The following is a 20,752-nucleotide window of genomic DNA, read 5'->3' on the forward strand; positions in this document are numbered from 1 at the left end:
TACAGATGGTTGCCACCCGTCAATCACATCAACAGCAGCAGTCGGATGACTTTTCAACTCGACTATCGCAACTCAGTTTATCTGCAGACAAGCTGGCTTATTTGCAGCGAGCACATGATTTATGTCCGGCTGAACTGGATGCTACAAGGTTACATAACGCCATTGAAATGGTGGAGATTTTGGCTGAGTTGAATTTTGATTCGGAGTCATTAGCAACCGCCTATTTAACCCCATACTTTTTAAATAAACAAATTGACCTTGAAAACGTGCAAGCAGAATTTGGTGACAACGTAACTTTGTTGCTAAGTGGTGTAGAGCAAATGGCTACTATCAGTACATTGGCGCACCAAGGTAAAGGGAATGTGCAAATTGATAATGTGCGACGGATGTTGTTAGCCATGGTCGAAGATGTGCGTGCTGTTGTCATTAAGCTCGCAGAACAAATTTGTCATTTGCGGGCTGTTAAGAATTCAGATGAGGAAGAGCGAGTAATTGCAGCCAAAGCGACAGCTAATATTTTTGCACCTTTAGCAAATCGCTTGGGAATTGGACAGTTAAAGTGGGAACTGGAAGACCTTTCTTTTCGCTATTTACATCCAAAAACATACAAATCGATTGCAAAACAACTTGCAGATAAGCGCTTAGATCGCGAAGCGTATATGGAAAATATGGTGCATTCAGTAACAACTAAGTTAGCTGAAGCGGGGGTAAAAGCGCAAGTTTATGGTCGTCCGAAGCATATTTTTAGTATTTATAAGAAAATGTCTCAGAAAAGCTACGAATTTGATCAGCTTTTTGATATTCGTGCAATGCGCGTTGTGGTTGATGAGCTTCAAGATTGTTACGCAGCGTTAGGAATTGTACATACGAACTGGCGCCATTTACCGAAAGAGTTTGATGATTATGTTGCAACGCCAAAACAAAATGGCTACCAATCAATTCATACGGTGGTTTTTGGACCAGAAGGTAAAACCATTGAAATCCAAATTCGCACAGAAGAGATGCATCAAGATGCCGAGCTAGGTGTTGCTGCACACTGGATGTACAAAGAAGGTGCGTTGCCAGGCAGAGGCTCGGGCTATGAGCAGAAAATTAGTTGGTTAAGGAAGTTACTTCAGTGGCAAGAAGAAGTAGTTGATGGCAGTGACTTAGCTGACGAACTGAAGAATCAAGTTGTTGAAGACCGGGTTTACGTTTTTACACCAAAAGGGGATATTTTTGATTTACCTTTAGGAGCTACGCCACTGGATTTCGCGTATTACATTCACTCTAATGTTGGACACCGATGCATTGGCGCAAAGATTTTTGGTAAAATAGTCCCTTTCACACATAAACTCGTAACTGGCGATCAAATAGAGATATTAACGCAAAAAAATCCTTCGCCCAGTCGAGATTGGTTAAACCCCTCTCTTGGTTATATTCATTCTTCTCGAGCTCGCAGTAAAATACATCACTGGTTTAAGCAACAAGACCGCGATAAGAACTTGATAGCAGGAAAAGAGATATTAGACGTGCAATTGCATAAGCTGGGTTTGACGTATAAGCACTTAGAGCCCGCAATTTCACGGTTTAATTTCAAAGAGCTTGACGATTTGATGGTTGCTATTGGGGCTGGCGATGTACGCATAAATCAATTTCTTAATTATATTATTGATAAGCCAGAAGAAGAAGCGACTGTAAAAATTTCGTCTCCACGTAAACATCGAGGAGATAAAAATGGCATCGTAGTGGATGGTGTCGGTAGCTTGATGAGTCATGTGGCCAAATGTTGTCAACCAGTGCCTGGAGACGACATTGTTGGATATATTACACAAGGTCGAGGTATTGCTGTACATCGCAGTGACTGTGATTCGTTTATGCATATTTGTAAGCAAAAACCTGAACGTGAGATTGCTGTAAGTTGGTCATCAGAAATACAAGCGGCTTATACGATAACGGTTCGAATTGAAGCAAATGATAGACAGGGCTTAATTCGAGATATCAGCTCAGTACTGGCCAACGAAAAAGTGAATGTCCTCAATATGAACGTGCAAACAGATGATGCACGTGATGTGGCGATATTTGAGATGAAAATTGAAGTATCTGATTTATCAGCAATGAATAGACTGTTAACTAAACTCCATCAAATAGAAGGCGTGTTTGACGCTAAGCGTCAACATTGAGTAAAGAAAAAATGTCCGAAAATGTAGCGACACTATTAAAAATTATGGCCACTTTACGTGACCCTAAAACTGGTTGTGAGTGGGATAAAGCACAAACATTTCACTCAATTGTGCCGCATACGATTGAGGAAGCTTATGAAGTTGCAGGGGCAATAGAAACAAATGATATGCCTGCATTAAAAGGCGAGTTAGGAGACTTGTTGTTTCAGGTAGTTTTTTATGCACAATTAGCACAGGAACAAAATTTATTTGATTTTGATGATGTGGTGGATACGTTAAATGAAAAGTTAGAGCGACGCCATCCTCATGTGTTTAAGCAACAAGTCACTTTGTCTGAATCAGAGCTAGAACAACAATGGCAAGACATTAAGTTACAAGAACGAGCACAACATACTCATAAGTCGAAAGTACTCTGGGATGATATACCTCGTATGTTGCCTGCATTGTCCCGAGCCCAAAAAATACAAAAGAGAGCTTCAGCATTGGGCTTTGATTGGCCAGACTATCATGGAGCACTTGAAAAAGTAGTTGAAGAAGTTGAAGAGGTCAGTGAAGCGTTAGAGTATGATCCGCATTCGACGCATAGTGCGGAAGAAATTGGAGACTTGTTATTTGCGACCGTTAATGTAGCAAGACACGCGAAGCACGACCCAGAGCAAATACTCCGTCAAGCCAGCGATAAGTTTGTCGCGCGATTTGCCGATGTAGATACTGTTTTGCGCAAGCGAGGTGTAAACCTGCAAAAAGCAAGTTTGCAGGAAATGGATGACGCGTGGGAATATGTTAAAAAGCAACATAGGGATCAATGACTTTATAATTAATTAAGATTCAATTTATATTTTAACTGGATTGATACGAGCAACTTTGCTACACTATCGCCCCGTCTTGATTCTTATTTAAATTCCATTTTTCCTGATATTCTAGGGTTCGCATGAGTACAAAATTTATCTTCGTAACGGGCGGAGTTGTTTCCTCCTTGGGTAAAGGTATTGCAGCTGCTTCATTAGCCGCTATTTTAGAAGCACGTGGCTTGAATGTAACTATTCTTAAGCTGGATCCCTATATTAATGTTGACCCAGGCACAATGAGCCCGATTCAACATGGTGAGGTATTCGTAACTGAAGATGGTGCTGAAACAGACCTAGATTTAGGTCATTACGAGCGCTTTATTCGCACCAAAATGACCAGCCGCAACAACTTCACACAAGGCCGTGTATTTGAAGATGTATTACGCAAAGAGCGTAAAGGTGGTTACTTAGGCGCTACAATTCAAGTGATCCCACATATTACCAATGACATCAAACGCCGAGTATTAGAAGGCGCGGAAGGTCATGATATCGCCATTGTTGAGATTGGTGGTACGGTTGGTGACATTGAGTCGCAACCGTTTTTAGAAGCAATTCGTCAGTTAGGTACAGAGCTTGGCCGTGAAAGTGTATTATTCATGCACCTAACCCTGGTGCCATTCCTTGGTGCGGCGGGTGAAGTAAAAACTAAGCCAACTCAGCATTCAGTAAAAGAATTACGTTCAATCGGTATTCAACCTGATATTCTGGTTTGTCGTTCAAATTGTAAGCTGCCAGCAAATGAACGAGCGAAGATTGCCTTGTTTACGAACGTTGAAGAGAAAGCGGTTATTTCTTTGCAAGATGTTGATAGCATTTATAAGATCCCTGCATTGCTTAAATCTCAAGATTTAGACAACTTAGTGTGTCGTCGTTTCCACCTAGATGTGCCTGAAGCGGATCTTGTTGAGTGGGAACAAGTGTTGTACCAAGAATCAAATCCGACAGGCGAAGTCACGATTGGTATGGTTGGTAAGTACATTGAATTACCTGACGCATACAAATCCGTGAATGAAGCATTAAAACATGCGGGCTTGAAAAACCGAGTGACGGTGAATATAGAGTATGTTGATTCACAAAATGTTGAAAGCAAAGGAGTTGAGTTATTAGCTCATCTTGATGCTATTTTGGTACCGGGCGGTTTTGGTAGCCGAGGTGTTGAAGGTAAGATACTTGCAGCCAAATATGCGCGTGAAAATAAAGTACCATACTTAGGTATTTGTTTGGGTATGCAAGTTGCGCTGATTGAATATGCACGAAATGTTGCCGGTCTTGAAGGTGCAAACTCCACAGAGTTTGACGCAGAATCACCGCATCCAGTTGTGGGATTAATCACGGAATGGCTAGATGCAGAAGGCAAAGTTGAAATCCGTGATGAAGCTTCGGATTTGGGTGGCACAATGCGTCTTGGTTCTCAGAAGTGCCATGTAAAAGACAACTCAAAAGTATTCGAAGCTTATGGTAGCAACGAGATCTTTGAGCGTCATCGTCATCGTTATGAAGTAAATAACAACTATGTTGAGCGCCTTGAGCAAGCAGGGTTGCAGTTTACTGGTTTGTCAGAAGACAAGAAGCTAGTGGAGATCATTGAAAATAAAGATCACCCTTGGTTTGTAGCCGCACAGTTCCACCCAGAGTTTACTTCAACGCCGCGAGATGGACATCCATTATTTGAAGGCTTTGTAGCAGCTGCACATAGCTTCCAAAAAGCAGAGTCATAATTAAGAAAAGCCGTGCAATCGCACGGCTTTTTTATTGTGTGAAAAAGTATGTATCGCAGTGAATCACTACCAGTATTTAATGCAATGCTTATTTGGTAATAACAGGATAGTAAGCACTTAACAATAAACTCACCATTTTGGGAATAAGAGGAATCAAGATGTCAAAAATCGTAAAAGTGATTGGCCGTGAAGTTATGGACTCACGCGGTAACCCAACAGTTGAAGCTGATGTTCACCTAGATACAGGTGCATGGGGGCGCGCATGTGCACCATCTGGCGCATCGACTGGCACCAGAGAAGCACTTGAGTTACGAGATGGTGATAAGTCACGCTATTTAGGTAAGGGTGTATTAACGGCCGTTAATTTCATCAATACTGACTTAGCACAAGCGTTAGAAGGTAAAGATGCCTTAGCACAACGCGATGTTGATCAAATTATGATTGACTTAGATGGCACAGAGAACAAAGAAAAATTTGGTGCAAATGCAATCCTAGCCGTGTCTTTGGCAACAGCGAAAGCTGCAGCCCAAGAAAAAGGGGTTGCATTATATGAACATATTGCCGATATCAATGGCACATCTGGTCAGTATTCAATGCCGGTACCAATGATGAATATCATTAATGGCGGTGAGCACGCTGATAATAATGTGGATATTCAAGAGTTCATGGTGCAGCCTGTTGGTGCGTCTAGTTTCCGTGAAGCATTGCGTATTGGTGCTGAGATATTCCATAGCCTTAAAAAAGTTTTGAGTGCTCGTGGCTTAAATACGGCTGTAGGTGATGAAGGTGGTTTTGCGCCAAACTTGAAGTCAAATGAAGAAGCGTTAGAAGTGATCACTGAAGCCGTTAATGCAGCTGGTTATGAAATGAATAAAGATGTAACACTGGCATTAGATTGTGCTGCATCAGAATTTTACGTTGATGGTAAGTATGACCTAAAAGGTGAAGGTAAAGTATTCGACTCAGAAGGTTTTGCAGGTTTCTTAGCTGATTTAGCGGCACGTTACCCGATTATTTCTATCGAAGATGGCTTAGACGAAAGTGATTGGACGGGTTGGAAAATCTTAACTGATAAAATTGGTGACAAAGTACAATTGGTAGGTGATGATTTATTCGTAACGAATACGAAAATTCTAACACGCGGTATTGAAGAGAAAATTGGTAACTCGATTTTGATCAAGTTCAACCAAATTGGCACATTATCAGAAACACTTGACGCTATAAAAATGGCGCAAGATGCAGGCTTTACTGCTGTGATCTCTCACCGTTCAGGTGAAACTGAAGATGCAACTATTGCAGACCTTGCTGTTGGTACTGCTGCTGGTCAAATTAAAACGGGTTCACTATGCCGTTCAGATCGTGTTGCTAAATATAATCAGCTACTTCGTATTGAAGAAGCACTAGGTGATAAAGCAACATATAAAGGTCGAAGTGAGATAAAAGGTCAGTAAATAATACGCCTTAAAAAAGCCGCCATATTGGCGGCTTTTTTGTAGCCAAATACCAGTAAGTACAGCTTAAAAGGAAATGTAATTACCCTTGAAAGTGTTCTGTTAATATTTGTTGAGTAAATTTTGTTTTTAAATAAAACCCTCTCGGTAAAGTTTTGGTGAGTTTCCCATGCGGTCCAATGACGTCAGTTAAGGCTTTACTGTTTGCTGCCTTAGGCCTGATCTGCATGACTTCACCTAGGTGACCAGATATTTGTTCTATTTTCCCGAGTGCGATCAACTCAATTTGCTCTTCCCAATCTCTTTGTAATTGGTTAATTTGATCTGTGTTGGGTTGCCATAAAAAGCCAGAGCCAATTATTCTGTCAATCGGCTGTAACGCTCTTTCGGCTAAAACGGGCAACCAAAGAACATGGGCTAACTTTTTTTTAACGTTGCTATCATGAAATGTTGCGCCTGTAAGTCCAGTTAATGGAACCGTTGTTACGTAGGTGGTTTCAAGAGGCTTACCATTGTATCCAATAGGCAAAGATTTTAATTCAATCCCCAGTAGCTCGAAATCGGGAACCGGTTTTGAGCCAGCACTTGCGCCTAGTACATATTCTAATAATTGTCCTGGCCAGCCTTTTTCTTTGAGCAAATGTTCTGGTGTCTTAAATTGATATTGAGCCGCAAGCTCTCCCAAAGTAATCCCTGCTATGTCGTTTACACGTTGCATGAGCTCATTTATTGTTGCTGGTGGGGATGATCTTTGCACGATACTCTCTAGTTAGTGATCAAAGTAATTATGCCAACATTGTAACCTAAATATTTCAATTACATGAGTGGTTAACGCCATTGAATGTAAAGAATTCAGACAAGGTTAAGGGCTTATTGTTAGAGTAAAAAGTGACGTTAAGAGCCTGTTATACAGCTCATTTCGAGGTGTGTTTTTATGCAAATATAACTTACTTCTTGATAAAATAGGTTGTTACAATTAAATGATTTCATCAATATAAATAAAGTACTAAATTCATAAAGGAAAAATGTGTTTATACATCTAATAAAAAGACTCACACCACTTTCATTTATTTTTTTAGCTGCTTGCACTAACGATAGTAAATTAGGTTTTGAGTCATTTGTTGAGAAAGCGCTTACGCAGTTTTTAATCGACGAAAATGCCCAGGTGGTTTCTATTGCCATAGTTAGTGGGCAGCACAATTACCAAAACCATTTTGGCCAATTTCCAAATGGAACGAAACCCGACCATGAAACTATATATGAAATTGCATCGATCACTAAAACATACACAGGATTACTCCTCGCTAAAGCAGTAACGGATAAAAAGGTAAAATTAGATGACGATATTAGAGCGTACTTAGGAGCTGACCGTTATCAAAATCTACAATACTTAAATCAGCCAATCACTTTGCGTCATTTAGCAACGCATAGAAGCACGCTTCCTCAAGACTTTGCCTTTACTCGAGAAGATCTCAAAAATGGCAGAGCTTTTGAGCTGATATTAAATTACTCTAAATCGCAACTGTTTGAAGATCTGAGCCAATACCAACTGACTTCACGACCAGGGAGTGAATATCAATATTCAAATGTTGGTACGGAGCTCATTGGTTATATTCTTGAAAATGTATATAACAAGCCATTTTCGATGCTTGTTACAGAGTTTATTACTGAAAAATCGGGTGAGGAAGATACAAAATTTCGCATTACCAGCGACGAAATCAATAAGATCACCAAAGGGGTAGATGGGGAAGGTGACAGCGCACCATTGCTTAGCCCATATTCTTTTTCAGAAGGAGGCTTAACATCAACTACTGACTCAATAACACGCTATATGCATTATTTACTTACCTCCAGCTCTGCAGATGTCACCCTATCGCAAACGCTACTTGCAGGAAGTGCAAACACAGATGGGCATGCATTTTTTTGGAACACATATAAATATGATTCAAGTGCGCCAATGCTTTATCACAGTGGAGGGTCAATAGGGACTTCTAGTTGGTTAGCCCTATATCCTGAACAGGGGGTGGGTATATTTCTCGTCACAAATATAGCGGCTGACAACACGCAGGGTAAGTTAAATGAAATTGCCAATATAATCGTTGATAAATACGCAAAAGCTGCTGAGTTAAAATAATTATTGAGTAGATAAATCCTAGTAGTTTGCAGCCTTGATAACTTTTAACTAGAGTTGGAAAGTTATGCTTTTCCTTGTTGTATTAAAGCATAAAGGCTGAGTCCGGTGTGCAGTATAAAGGTTCAAACCCTTCCAATCTACTTTCAACTTCACTTTAAATTGTTCTGATCACACAAAATGTGCGGTTGTTTTTTGTACTAGATGTTTTTTGTTTAAATAAAAACCGCATGTTTATACAGTGTTTTTTATTAAGTTATTGATACTAAATGAAAAGAGAGGCTTTGTGACAAGTGCTAATATTGCACGCAGCATTAGATTTTGGATAAATACAACTATATGAACATAATTATCCACAGAAACTGTGGAAAAGGTGGGGTAATTATATATAAATTGTGGATTTGTTTGTATATTAGCCTTTTCCCTTCTTTTAATTTGGCAAGCTGTGGATAACATGAGTGAAAGCGTGAATAATGTTTGCTGTGCGGCATAAGTTGTGGAACAATCATTAAAAATCGACTTATAAAAGAGGCACTAAGGTGATTGATGCCGAAGGTTTTCGTGCCAATGTCGGAATTGTTATCTGTAACAATCAAGGACAGGTGTTTTGGGCACGTAGATATGGGCAGCACTCCTGGCAATTCCCCCAAGGTGGTGTTGATGAAGGTGAAACCCCTGAACAAACAATGTATCGGGAACTCAACGAAGAAGTTGGTTTGAAACCGGAAGATGTTGAGATTGTAGCAAGTTCCAAGCATTGGTTACGGTATAAACTGCCAAAGCGTTTGATCCGTAGGGACTCAAGCCCAGTTTGTATAGGTCAGAAACAAAAATGGTTTTTGCTAAAATTACGATGTAAAGATGAGGATGTCGACTTACTTCATACTCACCACCCTGAGTTCGATGATTGGCGATGGGTTAGTTATTGGTATCCTGTCAGGCAAGTTGTATCATTTAAACGAGATGTATATAGAAGGGTGATGAAGGAGTTTGCGCCATTTGCAATGCCTTTTCATAAGAGAGAGCATAGCCACCGTGACCAGCCGTGGCGTAATAGAAAATAAAGAGTGAGGCCATGTGTTAGCGACATTACGAAGTATTGTAGAATCGGTTGCACAACAGCCAACTTTAAATGATGCATTAAGTCAGTTTGTGTCTTTAGTTAAAGATGCTATGAATACCGAGTGTTGCTCGATTTATTTTGCTGATTATAGTCAAGATAATTTTGTACTGATGGCAAGCGACGGGTTAAACCCTGATGCCATCGGTCATTTTGTTATTGGTTTTACGGAAGGGCTTGTTGGGCTAGTCGCACAGCGTGAAGAGCCGATCAATATTGCACATGCACAATCCCATCCACGCTTTAAGCACTCCCCTGAAGTCTGCGAAGAGGGCTATAACGCATTTTTATCTGTACCAGTTGTACACCAACGTAAAGTATTGGGTGTTATTGTGGTGCAGCAAAAGATTGCGAGGGTATTTAGTCATGATGAAGAATCATTTTTAATCACCTTATCTGCACAGTTGGCTTCTCAATTGGCGCATGCTGAAATTCAATCATCACTTGCTCAGGACGCCTTCTCTCATCAAACATCCGTATTAAAAGGCGTACCAAGTATGCCTGGAATAGCAATTGGCGAAGCATTTGTTTTACTGCCCAAGCTAGATTTTACGAGTGTTGAATCACAAAAAGTAAATAATGTAGAGCAGCAGCGAGCGCTTTTTCTACAAGCTGTTACAGCAACAAGGCAAGAGTTTAAAGTATTGGCTAATACTTTGAGTGATAGTATTCCAAAAGAAGCATTAGCTGTATTTGAGGTATATCAGCAGTTGCTTGATGCTCAAAGTTTAGGTTTGCAAGTCGAGCAGCAGTTAGTTGATGGTTGGTGCGCAAAAAGTGCATTAAAGCATGTAATAGATTCGCTAGTATCACAATTTAATGCGATGCAAGACCCTTATATCAAAGAGCGTGCGATTGACGTGAAAGATATTGGGCTTCGGGTCTTACATCACTTGATGGCGACTGAGCAGACTGTAAAAGTTTATCCTGAAAATACCATATTGGTTACTCATACGTTAGTACCTATGATGTTGGCCGATATCCCAAAAGAGAGGCTCAAGGGTGTAGTCAGTGTTCAAGGCGCAGCCAACTCGCATGCTTCTATTTTAACTCGTGCGATGGGTGTACCTGCCATTTGGGGCGTCGAAGATATTCCATTATTACAATTTGAAGCTAAAGATCTAATTTTAGATGCCTATGCTGGGCGGTTATATATTTCCCCATCGAATAGCCTGCGTCATGAATATGAACAGTTGAGACATCATGATAGTGCACTGCATGATAAGTTCGAGGCGGAGCACGCATTAGAACCCGAAACGTTAGATGGTGAGAAAATAAGTCTATTGTTAAATGCTGGACTCAATTTATCTACAGAGCAAGTAAGTGCCAACTATTGTGATGGTGTGGGCTTGTATCGAACTGAATCATGGTTTATGCAAAAAGGTCAGTTTCCCACTCAAAGTGAACAGGAAAAGTGGTATAGAGAAGTACTTAGTCGATATCATCCAGGCCCTGTTGTGATGAGAACATTGGATATCGGTGGTGATAAAGTTCTAGATTATTTTGATATTAAAGAAGAAAACCCGTTTCTCGGTTGGCGAGGGATCAGGGTATCGCTAGACCATCCTGAAATATTTCTCGATCAAATTAAGGCTATGATCAAAGCGAATGTTGGTCTTGGCAATTTACGGATCATGCTGCCGATGGTAAGCCGTACAGAAGAAGTTGATGAAGCTTTACAATTGATTGAGCAAGCATATTTTGAATTGCAAGATGATTGGGCTGATCCGTTTTTGTTAATGGATAAACCTGAAATAGGCGTTATGTTGGAAGTACCTTCGAGCGTTTACTTATTAAGTGATTGGGCCGATAAAGTAGATTTTTGCTCCGTTGGAAGCAATGATTTGACGCAATACTTATTGGCGGTTGATCGTAATAACTCTCGAGTTGCAGAGTTATTTGACCCTTATCACCCAAGTGTATTGAGAGTGTTGAACCATATCGCAATAACATGTCAAGAGGTTGAATTATCATTTAGTTTATGTGGGGAACTGGGCGGCGAACCTGAAGGGGCCATTTTATTGGTTGCAATGGGCTACCGCCGCTTGAGTATGAATATTTCGGCACTCAATAAGGTGAAGTGGGTGTTACGCAGGTTACGGGTTGAAGATATGGAAATGCTTTTGAATGAGTGTTTGGCGCAATCTTCTGTTAAGCAAGTGCATAGGCTCTTACGTAGTTTTATGATTGAACATGATTTTAGTGAGTTGTTATACCATTCAAAATAGCACTTTCCTTAGTGCGTCAATAGTTAGAATAGGCTACCATAGCCGCGAAAAAGCAGAAGAGAAACAATTCATGACAGAAACCCTTCTATTGATAGTTTGTTGTGCCTTGCTTGGCTGTGGTGTTGGTTTCTTGGCTGGGTTATTAGGGATTGGTGGAGGGCTTATCATTGTACCTGCTTTAAGCAGTATTTTACTGTACTTTGAAGTGGTGGATTCACCTCACATCTTAGTAGTGGCAATTGCAACGTCATTGGCTTCAATTTTATTTACGTCTACTTCATCAGCGCTTGCTCATCATAAGAAAAAAAATGTGCCATGGGATATTACGCCATGGATTATGGGGGGGGTTGCATTCGGTGCTTTAGTGAGTGGTTTTATTGCAGGTTTATTGCCAGAAGCAGCGATACGAGTTATTTTCTCCGTCAGTGTGGTGTTGATAGCATTAAAAATGCTGTATAGCAGTACAAAAGTTCAGCAAAAAAAACGGGCTTTGCCCAATCATCTTGTTTTAAGTGGTTTAACCGCTATGATGGGGGGGCTATCAGCAATGATTGGTATTGGAGGTGGGGCGCTGCTAGTTCCACTTTTGACTTATTTTACTGTTGATATGAAAAAAGCGATTGGTTGTGCTTCTACAAGTGGTATTGTCATCGCGCTTTTTGGCTCTGTGGGGTATGTCACTTCGGGTAGCATTCATCACACATGGGCACAAGGTTTTGCTGGTTTTGTATATTTGCCAGCACTTTTTGGTATTGTTCTGACGTCTTGGTTTACCGCCCCTATTGGTGCTAAAGCGACGCAGTATTTACCCACTTCAATGATTAAAAAGATATTTGCAGCTCTATTACTTTGTATTGCTGTCAGTATGATAATGAACTAAAGGACGGCTATGGCTTTACAGTTTCCTGAAATAGACCCAATTATTTTTTCAATTGGACCATTTTTTTCAATTGGACCATTGAGCGTACGTTGGTATGGCGTAATGTACTTAATTGGTTTTACATTTGCTATGTGGCTAGCGAATCGACAAGCAGAGAAGCCAAACTCTGGATGGACGAAAGAGCAAGTGAGTGACATGCTGTTTTATGGTATGTTGGGGGTTATACTTGGAGGCCGGATTGGCTATGTATTATTTTATCAATTCTCCCATTTTTTAGAAAATCCGCTATACCTATTAAGAATTGATCAAGGTGGTATGTCTTTTCATGGTGGGGCTTTAGGCGTTATTGCGGCGATTGTTATTTTCGCTATTCGTACTAATAAATCGATTCTCCGTGTGGGAGATTTTGTTGTGCCATTGGTCCCAGTCGGGTTACTAGCCGGGCGAATTGGTAATTTTATCAATGGCGAGCTCTGGGGGCGAACTACAGATGTTCCTTGGGCTTTTGTATTTCCTACTGGTGGACCTTTGCCAAGGCACCCTTCACAGTTATATGAAGCATTATTTGAAGGGTTAGTTTTATTTATTATGCTGATTTGGTTTGCAAAGCGACCAAGACCTGCGGGCAGTGTTGCTGGTTTATTTTTGTTAGGCTACGGTATATTTAGGTTTTGTATTGAATACTTCAGAGAACCAGATGCACATATTGGCTTGTATGGTGGTGTAATATCACAAGGGCAGATTTTATCATTGCCAATGGTTATTGCCGGTGCAGTACTCATGGCTTGGGCGTATAAGAGACAGTCTTTAGAACAGTCGCAATCAAATAGTTAAATTAAGTTAAGTTATGAAGCAATATTTAGAGTTAATGCGCCATGTAAAAGAACAGGGCACAAAAAAAGAAGACCGAACTGGTACAGGGACCGTTAGTGTTTTTGGATACCAAATGCGCTTTAATTTACAGGAAGGTTTTCCCTTAGTTACGACTAAAAAATGTCATATGCGCTCAATTATTCACGAATTGCTATGGTTTTTAAAGGGCGAAACTAACATTGCCTATTTAAAAGAGAATGGCGTGAGTATTTGGGATGGCTGGGCAACAAATGATGGTGAGTTAGGGCCTGTGTACGGTAAGCAGTGGCGCTCATGGAGTGGTCCCAATGGTGAAGTTGTAGATCAAATTCAAGATATTATTGAGCAAATTCAAAACAACCCAGACTCACGCAGACTTATAGTGAGCGCTTGGAACCCTGCATTATTGCCGGATACAAATTATTCGCCAAAAGAAAATGCGCAAATGGGAAAGCAAGCACTTCCTCCATGCCATACTTTATTTCAGTTTTATGTATTAGATGGGAAGCTTTCTTGTCAGCTTTATCAGCGAAGTGCCGATATTTTCTTAGGTGTACCATTTAACATTGCAAGTTATGCACTATTAACGATGATGATTGCTCAAGTATGCGATTTACAGCCTGGAGACTTTATTCATACGTTCGGTGATGCACATTTATACTCTAATCATATCGAGCAAGTGAACGAACAATTATCTAGAGTTCCGTATGAAAAACCCACAATGAAAATTAACACAGAAGTAAAAGATATTTTTGCTTTTAAATATGAAGATTTTGAACTGGAGAACTACCAGGCTCACCCCCATATTAAAGCACCTGTGGCTATTTAGGAGAGAAAATGAAAGCCGTTATTCCTGTTGCGGGGCTTGGTACTCGCATGTTGCCAGCAACGAAAGCAATCCCAAAAGAAATGCTCCCGATTGTTGATAGGCCGCTTATTCAATATGTTGTTAGTGAAGCGGTGTCCGCTGGCATTAAAGAGATTGTACTTGTTACTCACTCTAGTAAAAACTCGATTGAGAATCACTTTGATACGAGTTTTGAACTTGAAGCAACATTGGAGAAGCGAGTTAAGCGACAGTTGCTCGCCGAAATACAGTTAATCTGCCCGAAAGATGTAACAATTATTCACGTAAGACAAGGTGAGGCTAAAGGGCTAGGGCACGCCATTAACTGTGCAGCCCCAATTATCGGAGACTCCCCTTTTGTGGTGATGTTACCAGATGTGCTTATAGACGATGCGTCGAGTGATTTAACGAAGGATAACTTAGCAGAAATGCTGAGTCGATTTAAAGAAACAGGGAAAAGCCAGATAATGGTAGAGCCTGTCGCGCATGAGAATGTTGATAAGTTTGGTATCGCAGATATTGGCGATGTTGTACTTGATGCGGGCGCTAGTTGTGACTTAAATCTATTAGTAGAAAAGCCAAGCATTGAAGATGCTCCTTCAAATTTGGCTGTGGTGGGCCGATATGTACTGAGTAAAAACATTTGGCCTCTGTTAGCAAAAACCCCACTGGGTGCAGGTGATGAAATACAGTTAACAGACGCAATTGCTATGCTTATGGATGAGGATGCTGTGCAAGCGTACGCAATAAAAGGGCGAAGCCATGATTGTGGTAGTAAATTAGGGTATTTACAAGCTAATATAGAGTATGCTTTACGTAGAAGCGAGTTTGCTAGTGACTTAAAAAAGCACATTAAGTCACTTTTATAATCGATTTTTTGAATTAATCTACATTTCTAATTAGGCGACCATTATGCTCAACCAAAACTGGTGTATGGTCGCTCTATTCCCTCTCATAAATATACAAGTACGAATTACCTAATACAGTAACTGTAAGATTGGTAACAATTCCTTTCTATGAAGTAACTTGTTGCGGCAAGGCTTTGCCATGCATACATACGTTAAAGTATATCGGGTAAGTACGCACATGGGTCAGCTGAGGTTATTTTTTATTATGGGTTTGTATCACTGTTGCTAAACTTCGATAAGTGAGTCAGTTTTTAGAAACTAAAATCATGCCGCGTTTGTAACGGTTATTTCAGTTAATAGGGACTCAATTTGGGGCTGTGAAATCACAAAAACTGCATTACATGCAAGAAGGTAGGTAAGTGATAGAAATGTTCATTGCTTTTTTGTAGAACGAGCAAGCAGTGTTGAATGAGCAGCGTAACAGCAATATTGTAAGGAGGGGCCTAAGATACGTCATGAGTACGTGTAACCAAATTTAGGTATGCTTTTTGCATTTGATAAACAAATGATATTAGGATACGCACAATGCAATATTTACTCGTAATACTGATAGCGCTATTGGGAGGGTGTCAACTCGTTGAAGAACCTGCACCTAAGCATGTGGCATATATTGCGCCTGCAAAAAGCATGGCACCTTATACGGTGCATGAGTATGTCAGTAGTTTGACTGTGCAATTGAGTAATATAACAGGTATGCGTAAGAATAACGCACGTATCGCTATTACAAGCTTTTTTAAAGCTGACGCGTTAAGTACTGGACTCGCGAATCAGCAAGTCGTAGGCCTTAGTCAGCAGATTCAAGAAAGCCTACTCACCCAATTTACTCAACTTGGTTATCATACGATAGAGCACCGACTTGACACACAAATGACTCTTTTGAGTAACGCAGAAAGTATGTTGAGCCGAAATGCAGAGTCATTACGACTGCGCCAAAATATTGACTTTATCGTCACTGGAACACTGACACAACAACAGCATGCTTACATAGTTAATGCTAGGCTGATAAATATGCAAGATGGACGTATTGTTTCAGCAGCTACAGCTGAGATACCGATAAATACGATGTGGACGGATGAAAAGGTCCAACAACGAAATGGTTTAATTTACCGAACTGAATACTAACGAGGAATCATCATGAAATTTCTATTTGTCGCGTCAATTTTTCTATGCACAGCTGGTTGCTCGATGTTTAATGCAAAAATGACGAGTAGCCAGGCTGAAGATACAATCGCAAATGATTCTCGAACTGTGGCAGCTCCAATGGCGAGTGCGCACTTATTTCAATCCAAAAAGGCGGTGCCTAATACTGCTTCTCAAATGACCTCAATTAGTCGGAAAAATATAAACCACTATGTCCGAGGTATGATGCAAGATATGGCTGAAAATTTGCAGTATGTTAATCAAAAGACCCCATTGGCAGTATCGAGCTTTGTTTTTCTAGATGATGAATATGATGATTCATCATTATTAGGCAATCAACTATCGGAAAGCTTTATGCATGAGCTACATCATTTTGGCGTTTCTGTGATTGATTTCAAAACGACAGACTATATGCGAGTGACACCTCAAGGAGATTTTGTATTCAGCCGTGATTATTTGGAATTAAATGAGGATCAAAACTTTCAATATGTGTTGGCGGGTACTTTGGTAAATCATCAAGGGGGAGTGCTTGTTAATGCACGAATTATTGGATTAATGAGTAAAGCGGTAGTAGGCTCTGCTCAAGGGTTTATTCCGCAAACGGTTGTGGATGCATTAGGCAGCAGTTATCGAACTGATGGGATTATGATGAAGAAAGCGGATCGGTGAGGTAATTATGTTATTAATAAGTATTAGAGGCTTGGCTATTAGCTGTATTCTGTTGGTGCTTTCTGGATGTACGATGACAGATTGGTATGCAACTAAACAGCCCGTTAGCCATAAAGAACCGAGTACTATGAATGATAAAATGTACGATGAATTAGAGGCAGGAGAAGCTGAAGTACTGAACTCAACGAGCGTATATTATCCACAAAGTCACCATGTGAAACTAGAAAGTTATGTAGAGCAAATGGCGTTAGACTTGGTCGATACGATGGTGTCAGAGCAAGCGATTAATATTGCAGTTGCGTCTTTTGTAAATTTAGATCGTTCTTTGCAGGTCAGTACTCAGTTAGGTAACCAGCTTTCAGAAACTTTTATTCATCAATTGCAAAAGTTTGGGTACGGTGTTGTTGATTTTAAAACCACCAACCAAGTCGCTGTTACGGGGTATGGTGATTTTGTTTTTTCGCGTGATATAAAACAACTAACAGGAGATAGAATTGCAAGTCATGTATTATCAGGCACCTTGCTGTACAGAGTGAATGGGGTAGAGGTGAATGCTCGTGTGATTGATATTGAGTCGAAGCGTGTTATTGCCAGCAGCACTAAGTTAGTACCAACTTACGTAATTCACGGCTCATCAATAGAGTCTTAAACCGCTTGAGGATATGAAGGTTATACTTTTTCTGTAAAAGGTTTACAGAAATTGAAATTTAAATGACAATTGTTTTCATTTGAATTTGGATTTACTGTTGCTACACTTTATTTTAATTTTTATTTATGGTTTTTTTTTATGCCTATCTGCTGGTGCCTTAGCTAATACCGGAAAGGCTCAAGCTCCAAAATTACTGTCTGTTTCAAATAACCCTGAACGTATTGAAGTTGTTGGGGTGCGCAAGCGCCTTTATGAAAAAGGGCTATTAAAAGACAGCATAGTCAAAACAGAACTCATTTCAGAACAGCAAATTAAAGCAACTCAGGCCGCAAATTTAAGCGAGGCCATTTCCAACTCTATAGGGATTAGAGTTTCTAATGAATGTTCAATGTGCGGTGCAAAGCGGGTGATGATAAATGGTCTTAAAGGTGAACATACGAATGTTTTAGTTGATGGTATTCCACTTCACACAATGTTGTCTGGGTTTTATGGGCTAGATGCAGTTGCAATGTCAGGTATTGGAAAAATCGAAGTTGCAAGGGGGGCTGGTGCTTCTCTCATTGCACCAGAGGCGATTGGTGGAACTATAAACTTAGTCACTCAAACACCGACTGAAAGTGGCGGTGAGCTTGATGCTTCTTTTGGGAATTTCGGGTATCGAAAGTTTGCCTTCATGGGGTCTGTGGTGCCAAAAGGGCATGATATCAGTACCAGTATGATTGTTCAATTAGATGAACGTAAGCAGTATGATGGAGATAATAATGGCGTGAGCGAAAGTCCGCAGTTAGAAAATGAATCATTTACGACATTACTATCATATGACTTTGATCGGGATACTGATATTCGAATTCGCTTTAATCATACTAAGTCAGAGGTATTTGGAGGTCCTATTTTAGGAGGTGATACAGGTACTGTAAAAGATGTGCTAGCGAGTGTATCATTAGGTGAAGCTCCTGCATTATTTGCTCAAGGACATGTAAATGACCGCTACATAGGGCATCCGTGGGAGACGGCTGAGTGGGTAAAAACACAAAGAAATGAAATACTAGGGTCAGTATTAAGAGAATTTGGATCGTCTTTTAATGGGACATTGAGTGTAGCCCGTGTTAATCATAAACAAGTATCATTTTATGAGGGGGTTGATTATGATGCGAAAGATAACATGGATTATGTCGATCTAAGACTAAATTGGGATTTTAATTCAGACCACTTAATGACATTTGGCGTAGATTATCGGAATGAGCAAATGCGCTCTCACTCTCGTGCACTTGCAACACTGAATAACTATGTATCGGATAGTTTTGATTATTTGGTGCAAGGTATCTATTTACAAGATTCATGGACGGTAAATACGTGGTTAGAAGTATCGACAGCCATGCGATTAGATCATGTCAAAGCTGATTTTGTTGACCCGATGAAAATGGGGATCGAGATAGATAAAACATTACTCTCTCCAAGAGTCGATAGTAGGGTTTTTCATTCGGAGGAGTTGACGTCACGCTTATCTATTGGACAAGGTTACCGTGCGCCTTTGTCATTTTTTGAAAGTGATCATGGAATTCTAGATGCGCAAAAAGGTTACCTAATTGATGTGTCTCAACTTGAACGGTCCAAAAGTATCAGTTATTCGCTTAATTTTGAGAACGAAACATGGATAAACACGGCATCTATTGCATATACACAAGTAGAAGGGTTAGCTAGTTTAGAGAGTAATGATGCCGGTACACCGGTTTTGAGCCAATTAACTCAAACGGCTAGTGTGTTAGCGATAGACTTTGCGCTTTCGTATCAACTAAATAAAATGTTCAATATTGCTCTATCAGCAGAAGCATATAAATACAATGATCCCTTTAGGGCATCTTTTGCAATTGCCCCCATAGAAAAACGGGGAACCGTTTCTTTTAATTGGCAGTATATCCATCATACCTTAGACCTGACGTTAGTTTATGTAACCAGTCGCAACCTTAAAGATTATAATTACTTTGGATATAACGATGCTAAAAATAAAAAGCTAAAACCAACGGATGTACCAGCATTTTCGACCGTTGATTTCAAATATCAATTTAATTGGACGCGTGATCTTACCTTATATATTGGTGCCAATAATGTACTGAATTATAGCCAAGCCCGTACAGGGAGTTCCCCGTTATTATTTGATGGCGAAGGTGGATATGACGTGACATATATTTACGCTCCTATGCGAGGAAGAATGGTATATGCTGGATTTGATTGGGATTTCTAAATTAGTCAGAAGCGTTCTATGTGTTTTGATATTGATGATAAGCGGGGCTGGATATGGGTATGTTGAGCAGCTTACTAGGCGGTTGGATGATGGAAGTGATAGCTCTTTGTACAGCTTGCATGGACCAATATTAACTCTGAGTTTTTTCACACCAGAATGTACTTGGTGTAAAAAACAGCATCGTGTGTTAACCGAACTTGTAGTGATTTGTCGAGAGCTTAACCCTGTTATGGTAGGAATTAATGGGAATAAGGTAGACTACAAACAAACTTTGCGACGTATGTCTAACACACTTCCTGCGATCGTAGCCCCTCAGGGGCTGGTTGCTGCATTGCCTAATTTATCTGTTCCCCGCGTTATTGTGATTGACTCAAAATGGCAGGTTGTTACCCACTTAGTTGGCTTTTCAGACGCGGAGATGCTGCTGGATATTTTACAGCAGAATAACATGTGTTCTTCATAAAAACTGGAATGAAATCAAGGGATATACTAGGAGCTGTTGATCTTTTAGGTTCATTTTTGTAGCAGTTTGATTGGGCGTTATACAAATCAGAAGCTGCGTAGCATGGTTATTTCATGTGGGTCAGCCGATAACATAGTAGAAAAGCCAATCAAGCGCTGCCTACCGGTTCTTTTGAGCGCCCCTTTCTCTTTGTTGTTTAATATTCGCTTAGATTACTAGGCCACATATTAAGCGCCGCGATAAAAGCACGCTCAAAGAGAACAAAAATAGAACAGCAAAGATCAACAGCCCATAATGTTCTATCAAAATTTTACGGTAAGCTATTCAATTTTAATTGGAAATTGTTATACTTAAGATGTTTTAGGAGTCCCCGTAGTTTAATGGATAAAACAAGAACCTCCTAAGTTTTAGATGCAAGTTCGATTCTTGCCGGGGACGCCAGTA

At 40.2% G+C, this 20,752-nt stretch carries 17 protein-coding genes and 1 tRNA gene; 17 read left to right on the plus strand and 1 reads right to left on the minus strand.

What is annotated here, in order from left to right; all coding sequences use genetic code 11:
• The first annotated feature begins 5 nt into the window (after positions 1–5).
• The 4 genes from relA to eno all read left to right on the plus strand — a co-directional run bounded on the left by relA (position 6) and on the right by eno (position 6,179).
• Positions 6–2,162: a GTP diphosphokinase gene (gene relA / locus PAUR_RS05385; protein WP_192506783.1), complete on the plus strand. Its 2,157-nt coding sequence runs from the start codon at positions 6–8 to the stop codon at positions 2,160–2,162.
• Between the two features lie 11 nt (positions 2,163–2,173).
• A complete protein-coding gene (gene mazG, locus PAUR_RS05390; protein WP_192506784.1) occupies positions 2,174–2,971 on the plus strand; it encodes a nucleoside triphosphate pyrophosphohydrolase in 798 nt (265 codons plus the stop codon).
• Between the two features lie 122 nt (positions 2,972–3,093).
• On the plus strand, positions 3,094–4,728 hold the full coding sequence (locus PAUR_RS05395) for a CTP synthase (protein ID WP_192506785.1): 1,635 nt from the start codon (positions 3,094–3,096) through the stop codon (positions 4,726–4,728).
• Positions 4,729–4,886: 158 nt separating this feature from the next.
• Positions 4,887–6,179 carry a phosphopyruvate hydratase gene (gene eno, locus PAUR_RS05400; RefSeq protein ID WP_192506786.1) on the plus strand — a complete coding sequence of 431 codons (1,293 nt, stop codon included), beginning with the start codon at positions 4,887–4,889 and terminating at the stop codon, positions 6,177–6,179.
• Positions 6,180–6,261: 82 nt separating this feature from the next.
• On the opposite strand, the gene mutH is transcribed toward eno, so the two are convergent.
• Entirely contained in the window at positions 6,262–6,936 is a 675-nt protein-coding gene (mutH, locus tag PAUR_RS05405; RefSeq protein ID WP_192506787.1) for a DNA mismatch repair endonuclease MutH, read from the minus strand.
• A gap of 270 nt (positions 6,937–7,206) precedes the next feature.
• On the opposite strand from mutH, the gene PAUR_RS05410 reads away from it, so the two are divergent.
• The 13 genes from PAUR_RS05410 (at position 7,207) to PAUR_RS05470 (ending at position 20,749) form a co-directional block, all read left to right on the plus strand.
• The gene (locus PAUR_RS05410) at positions 7,207–8,313 is read left to right on the plus strand and encodes a serine hydrolase domain-containing protein (RefSeq protein ID WP_192506788.1); all 1,107 of its coding nucleotides are present in this window, start codon (positions 7,207–7,209) and stop codon (positions 8,311–8,313) included.
• Between the two features lie 536 nt (positions 8,314–8,849).
• Positions 8,850–9,374, plus strand: a complete 525-nt coding sequence (rppH, locus tag PAUR_RS05415; protein WP_192506789.1) for an RNA pyrophosphohydrolase — start codon at positions 8,850–8,852, stop codon at positions 9,372–9,374.
• Between the two features lie 13 nt (positions 9,375–9,387).
• Positions 9,388–11,658, plus strand: a complete 2,271-nt coding sequence (gene ptsP / locus PAUR_RS05420) for a phosphoenolpyruvate--protein phosphotransferase (protein WP_192506790.1) — start codon at positions 9,388–9,390, stop codon at positions 11,656–11,658.
• Between the two features lie 70 nt (positions 11,659–11,728).
• Positions 11,729–12,538, plus strand: a complete 810-nt coding sequence (locus PAUR_RS05425; RefSeq protein WP_192506791.1) for a sulfite exporter TauE/SafE family protein — start codon at positions 11,729–11,731, stop codon at positions 12,536–12,538.
• 9 nt (positions 12,539–12,547) lie between these two features.
• A complete protein-coding gene (gene lgt, locus PAUR_RS05430; RefSeq protein WP_192506792.1) occupies positions 12,548–13,372 on the plus strand; it encodes a prolipoprotein diacylglyceryl transferase in 825 nt (274 codons plus the stop codon).
• A 13-nt stretch (positions 13,373–13,385) separates the two neighbouring features.
• Entirely contained in the window at positions 13,386–14,219 is an 834-nt protein-coding gene (locus PAUR_RS05435; RefSeq protein ID WP_192506793.1) for a thymidylate synthase, read from the plus strand.
• 8 nt (positions 14,220–14,227) lie between these two features.
• Positions 14,228–15,106 (plus strand): UTP--glucose-1-phosphate uridylyltransferase GalU, encoded by an 879-nt coding sequence (gene galU / locus PAUR_RS05440; protein WP_192506794.1) that lies wholly within the window; start codon positions 14,228–14,230, stop codon positions 15,104–15,106.
• A 564-nt stretch (positions 15,107–15,670) separates the two neighbouring features.
• Positions 15,671–16,267: a FlgO family outer membrane protein gene (locus PAUR_RS05445; RefSeq protein WP_192506795.1), complete on the plus strand. Its 597-nt coding sequence runs from the start codon at positions 15,671–15,673 to the stop codon at positions 16,265–16,267.
• A gap of 12 nt (positions 16,268–16,279) precedes the next feature.
• Positions 16,280–16,954 carry a FlgO family outer membrane protein gene (locus tag PAUR_RS05450; RefSeq protein ID WP_404821675.1) on the plus strand — a complete coding sequence of 225 codons (675 nt, stop codon included), beginning with the start codon at positions 16,280–16,282 and terminating at the stop codon, positions 16,952–16,954.
• Positions 16,955–17,027: 73 nt separating this feature from the next.
• A complete protein-coding gene (locus tag PAUR_RS05455) occupies positions 17,028–17,603 on the plus strand; it encodes a FlgO family outer membrane protein (protein WP_225738293.1) in 576 nt (191 codons plus the stop codon).
• 97 nt (positions 17,604–17,700) lie between these two features.
• Positions 17,701–19,845, plus strand: a complete 2,145-nt coding sequence (locus PAUR_RS05460) for a TonB-dependent receptor plug domain-containing protein (protein ID WP_192506797.1) — start codon at positions 17,701–17,703, stop codon at positions 19,843–19,845.
• Positions 19,820–20,308 carry a TlpA family protein disulfide reductase gene (locus PAUR_RS05465; RefSeq protein ID WP_192506798.1) on the plus strand — a complete coding sequence of 163 codons (489 nt, stop codon included), beginning with the start codon at positions 19,820–19,822 and terminating at the stop codon, positions 20,306–20,308. Before PAUR_RS05460 ends, PAUR_RS05465 begins: the two co-directional genes overlap by 26 nt.
• Positions 20,309–20,674: 366 nt before the next feature.
• Positions 20,675–20,749 (plus strand) — tRNA-Arg (locus PAUR_RS05470).
• The last annotated feature ends 3 nt before the right edge of the window (positions 20,750–20,752 follow it).

Source organism: Pseudoalteromonas aurantia 208 (assembly GCF_014858725.1).
In the GTDB taxonomy this organism is placed as follows: Bacteria; Pseudomonadota; Gammaproteobacteria; order Enterobacterales; family Alteromonadaceae; genus Pseudoalteromonas; species Pseudoalteromonas aurantia.

What these genes read in the sequence shown, in the direction of transcription:
- relA (WP_192506783.1), top strand. Translation starts at nt 6, where the DNA reads ATGGTTGCCACCCGTCAATCACATCAACAGCAGCAGTCGGATGACTTT.
- mazG (WP_192506784.1), top strand. Translation starts at nt 2,174, where the DNA reads ATGTCCGAAAATGTAGCGACACTATTAAAAATTATGGCCACTTTACGT.
- PAUR_RS05395 (WP_192506785.1), top strand. Translation starts at nt 3,094, where the DNA reads ATGAGTACAAAATTTATCTTCGTAACGGGCGGAGTTGTTTCCTCCTTG.
- eno (WP_192506786.1), top strand. Translation starts at nt 4,887, where the DNA reads ATGTCAAAAATCGTAAAAGTGATTGGCCGTGAAGTTATGGACTCACGC.
- PAUR_RS05425 (WP_192506791.1), top strand. Translation starts at nt 11,729, where the DNA reads ATGACAGAAACCCTTCTATTGATAGTTTGTTGTGCCTTGCTTGGCTGT.
- lgt (WP_192506792.1), top strand. Translation starts at nt 12,548, where the DNA reads ATGGCTTTACAGTTTCCTGAAATAGACCCAATTATTTTTTCAATTGGA.
- PAUR_RS05435 (WP_192506793.1), top strand. Translation starts at nt 13,386, where the DNA reads ATGAAGCAATATTTAGAGTTAATGCGCCATGTAAAAGAACAGGGCACA.
- galU (WP_192506794.1), top strand. Translation starts at nt 14,228, where the DNA reads ATGAAAGCCGTTATTCCTGTTGCGGGGCTTGGTACTCGCATGTTGCCA.
- PAUR_RS05445 (WP_192506795.1), top strand. Translation starts at nt 15,671, where the DNA reads ATGCAATATTTACTCGTAATACTGATAGCGCTATTGGGAGGGTGTCAA.
- PAUR_RS05450 (WP_404821675.1), top strand. Translation starts at nt 16,280, where the DNA reads ATGAAATTTCTATTTGTCGCGTCAATTTTTCTATGCACAGCTGGTTGC.
- PAUR_RS05455 (WP_225738293.1), top strand. Translation starts at nt 17,028, where the DNA reads ATGACAGATTGGTATGCAACTAAACAGCCCGTTAGCCATAAAGAACCG.
- PAUR_RS05465 (WP_192506798.1), top strand. Translation starts at nt 19,820, where the DNA reads ATGCTGGATTTGATTGGGATTTCTAAATTAGTCAGAAGCGTTCTATGT.